A 3,713-nucleotide genomic window follows, 5' to 3' on the forward strand; every position below is an offset into this window, starting at 1 on the left:
TTTAGAATGACTAAACCTAAACAGATTCGCCTTGTTATTGTACATCGGGCATAGCTCTGAGCTGGGAAGAAATTTAATCAAATTGGTATAATCTCAGTTATTAATAGATTTACTTATAGCTAGGTGTTATTATGCCGCGCCTTTTTTATCTAATTGTTCAGTTTTTAACTTTATTTGTTTTAACTAGACTAAGCATAAAAAGGTGTCTCCTTGTTTTTGGTCGCAAAAAACAAGCTATTATTTTTAAGTTTTTTTAAACTTATATACACAAAAGAGTATTAACATGACTGATTTATTAACATTAGAAGCTGAAGTACGTACTGATTTAGGGAAAGGTGCGAGCCGCCGCCTACGTCACGCGAAAAAAGTTCCTGCAATCCTTTACGGTGAAGGCCAAGAGCCTGTATCTTTAACGTTAGAGCACAAAAATGTTTTCCGTGCACAACAAGAAGAAGCGTTCTACTCGCAAGTTTTAACATTAAACATCGCTGGCAAACCAGTTGAATGTTTAATTAAAGACATGCAGCGTCACCCGTTCAAAGAACTTATCATGCACTTAGATTTTATGCGCATTGATGCAAAACATGTTGTTCACGCAAACGCTCCTATTCACTTCCTTAACGAAGATATAGCTGCAAAAACTGGTGCTAACATTTCTCACCATGTGAACGAAATTGCTATTACTTGTTTACCAAAAGACTTACCTGAGTTCATTGAACTTGACTTAGCTGGTTTAGAGCTTGGTCAAACGTTACATTTATCAGACGTTACTTTACCTAAAGGCGTAACATCTGACGAATTAGCTAAAGGCGAAGATCACGATTTAGCTGTTGTTTCTGCTAACGCTCCTAAAGCCGCTAAAGCTGCTGATGAAGACGAAGCCGCAGAAGAAGCTCCAGCTGCTGAATAATAGCAACATTCATTTATAATATTATAAATAATGACTATTAAACTAATTGCGGGGCTGGGTAATCCTGGCCCCGATTATAGCAGAACACGTCACAACGCTGGTGTTTGGTTTGTCGAAGAACTAGCTCGTATCCACAATATCTCTCTCCAACCCGATAAAAAATACTCTGGCCTTTATGGTAAAGGGTTAATTGCGGGCAACCTTGTTCACTTATTAATACCAACAACGTTTATGAACCGTAGCGGCCAAGCGGTTGCTCCCCTCGCTAATTTTTATAAAATACCCGTTGAAGAAATTCTTATTGCTCATGATGAATTAGATATGCTACCTGGTATTTGTAAAATTAAAAAAGGTGGTGGACACGGTGGACACAATGGCTTGCGTGATATTATAGCTCGTATGGCTAACAACAAAGATTTTTACCGATTACGCATCGGCATCGACCATCCAGGTCATCGCGATAAAGTAACCGGGCATGTTTTGGGTAAAGCGCCCAAAATAGAACAAGAAAAGATAGATCAAGCAATTGACGAAGCAAGTCGTTGCGTTGAACTCTGGCTAAAAGAGGATTTAAAAAAAGCACAAAACCGCTTACACTCTTTTAAAGCCGATTAAAAACACAAAAATTGTCACGAAAAATACACAAACAAATTTACGCAATAAGCTTAGATATGCACACTAATCATAATGTTAGCCATGCATATTAATCACTAATCAATAGGTAAAAATTATGGGTTTTAAATGTGGTATCGTTGGCTTGCCTAACGTCGGTAAATCAACATTATTCAATGCACTTACTAAAGCAGGTATTGAGGCGGCAAACTTCCCGTTTTGTACTATTGAACCAAATACTGGTGTAGTACCTGTTCCTGATCCTCGTTTAGATCAATTAGCAAAAATCGTAAATCCTGAGCGTGTATTAGCTACCACGATGGAATTTGTTGATATTGCCGGTCTTGTTGCTGGCGCATCAAAAGGTGAAGGCTTAGGTAATAAATTTTTAGCCAACATTCGTGAAACTGACGCTATCGGTCATGTGGTACGTTGTTTTGATAATGACAACATTATACATGTTGCCAATAAAATTGATCCCGCTGAAGATATTGATGTAATCAATACTGAATTAGCACTTTCTGATATGGATACTGCAGAGCGCGCAATTCAACGTCAAGCTAAACGCGCTAAAGGCGGCGATAAAGACGCAAAATTTGAAATCCCTGTTTTAGAAAAAATATTAAAGCATGTTGAAGACGGCGAAATGATCCGCTCTTTAGAATTATCAAAAGAAGAAAAAGCCGCAGTTGCTTACTTAAACTTCTTAACAATAAAACCGACTATGTATATAGCTAATGTTAATGAAGATGGTTTTGAAAACAACCCGCACCTTGATGTTGTTCAAGCAATTGCCGATAAAGAAGGCGCTGTAGTAGTTGCTGTTTGTGCAGAGGTTGAAGGCGAGTTATCGGAAATGGATGACGAAGACCGCGCTGAATTTATGGAAGAAATGGGCTTAGAAGAGCCAGGCTTAAACCGCGTAATTAATTCAGGTTACGGATTGCTTCACTTACAAACTTACTTTACCGCAGGTGTAAAAGAAGTACGCGCTTGGACTGTAAAACAAAATGCTACAGCACCACAAGCGGCCGGTGTGATCCATACTGACTTTGAAAAAGGCTTTATTCGTGCTGAGATCGTAGGCTTTGATGATTTTATTGAGTTTAATGGTGAATCAGGTGCTAAAGAAGCAGGAAAATGGCGTTTAGAAGGTAAAGAATACCGCGTAAAAGATGGTGATGTAATCCATTTCCGTTTTAACGTCTAGTCAATTCAAATCACATAAACCATTGTTCTATAATTCGTAGTTCAATGGTTAAAAGTACAATTTTTAATTAACTTGTGCAATAAAATAAATAGACTACACTTTATGTGTTTATAGACGTAGACGTAATAACATAAAAAATAAAATATAAAGGTATCCCTTCTATGAAAACACTTCTTTTACTTCCTGTAGTATTATTAATGGGTGCTAGCACTACAGTAAGTGCATCCGATAACCTATCTTTACGTATATGTGAATACGTACAAGCAAATGATAAAGCCCGCTTACGCTCATTTTTAAAACAAAATAAATTAAAAATTCGTAATATATACTCCGAGTTAAGGTGTAATGGCGATAATATATTAATTTTTTCAGCAAAATCTAATGCGTTAGAAGTTGGTGAATTTATTATCGGCAAGTTACCATCAAAAGATGTTAAAATTGAAATCGATAATTTAGAAAAATATTCTGCACACTTAACAGAAGAAGCAAAAGCAAGATAAATAACCATGTAAATTAGCTAACTAAATTTATAATAAAACGCATTACTTTTTAACAAAGGTAGTGCGTTTTCATTTTTTATTGCGTAGATATACGGCAAATTGCACACGCAATAAGCAAACAAATAAAAAATGCATCTTTTTATAAAAAAACGGTTGACGGATGGTACGGAGGTTAGCATAATACGCCGCACTTGCTACAGAGCAGGTTGGTAAGGCTACATAGCTCAGTTGGTTAGAGCACATCACTCATAATGATGGGGTCCCAGGTTCGAGTCCCGGTGTAGCCACCATTTTTACTTTGATTATATCTTAGTAAATAAATTTAAATGTTATGCGGGTTTGGCGGAATTGGTAGACGCGCCGGATTTAGGTTCCGGTATCGCAAGATGTGAGAGTTCAAGTCTCTTGACCCGTACCATTTAAATGCAACATTAGTTGCAACGTAAAAAGTAAGTACATTGCAGGGATATAGCCAAGCGGT

4 protein-coding genes and 2 tRNA genes are annotated in these 3,713 nt (G+C 37.1%); all 6 read left to right on the forward strand.

Annotation, left to right across the window (positions count from 1 at the left end; all coding sequences use genetic code 11):
* The first annotated feature begins 283 nt into the window (after nt 1-283).
* The 6 genes from KO502_RS10870 to KO502_RS10895 all read left to right on the forward strand — a co-directional run bounded on the left by KO502_RS10870 (nt 284) and on the right by KO502_RS10895 (nt 3,650).
* Nucleotides 284-910: a 50S ribosomal protein L25/general stress protein Ctc gene (locus KO502_RS10870; protein WP_216022602.1), complete on the forward strand. Its 627-nt coding sequence runs from the start codon at nt 284-286 to the stop codon at nt 908-910.
* Between the two features lie 30 nt (nt 911-940).
* Nucleotides 941-1,525: an aminoacyl-tRNA hydrolase gene (gene pth / locus KO502_RS10875; protein ID WP_216022603.1), complete on the forward strand. Its 585-nt coding sequence runs from the start codon at nt 941-943 to the stop codon at nt 1,523-1,525.
* 115 nt (nt 1,526-1,640) lie between these two features.
* On the forward strand, nt 1,641-2,732 hold the full coding sequence (gene ychF, locus KO502_RS10880) for a redox-regulated ATPase YchF (protein ID WP_216022604.1): 1,092 nt from the start codon (nt 1,641-1,643) through the stop codon (nt 2,730-2,732).
* Nucleotides 2,733-2,893: 161 nt separating this feature from the next.
* Nucleotides 2,894-3,232, forward strand: coding sequence for a DUF3718 domain-containing protein (locus KO502_RS10885; protein ID WP_216022605.1), 339 nt, complete (start codon nt 2,894-2,896; stop codon nt 3,230-3,232).
* A gap of 213 nt (nt 3,233-3,445) precedes the next feature.
* Nucleotides 3,446-3,522, forward strand: a tRNA-Met gene (locus KO502_RS10890).
* Nucleotides 3,523-3,565: 43 nt separating this feature from the next.
* Nucleotides 3,566-3,650 (forward strand) — tRNA-Leu (locus tag KO502_RS10895).
* Nucleotides 3,651-3,713: the final 63 nt, after the last annotated feature.

The organism is Colwellia sp. E2M01 (genome assembly GCF_018860585.1).
Classification (GTDB): Bacteria; Pseudomonadota; Gammaproteobacteria; order Enterobacterales; family Alteromonadaceae; genus Colwellia.

Excerpts from the sequence above, each read along its gene's own strand:
- pth (WP_216022603.1), top strand. The coding sequence starts at position 941 with ATGACTATTAAACTAATTGCGGGGCTGGGTAATCCTGGCCCCGATTAT.
- KO502_RS10885 (WP_216022605.1), top strand. The coding sequence starts at position 2,894 with ATGAAAACACTTCTTTTACTTCCTGTAGTATTATTAATGGGTGCTAGC.
- ychF (WP_216022604.1), top strand. The coding sequence starts at position 1,641 with ATGGGTTTTAAATGTGGTATCGTTGGCTTGCCTAACGTCGGTAAATCA.
- KO502_RS10870 (WP_216022602.1), top strand. The coding sequence starts at position 284 with ATGACTGATTTATTAACATTAGAAGCTGAAGTACGTACTGATTTAGGG.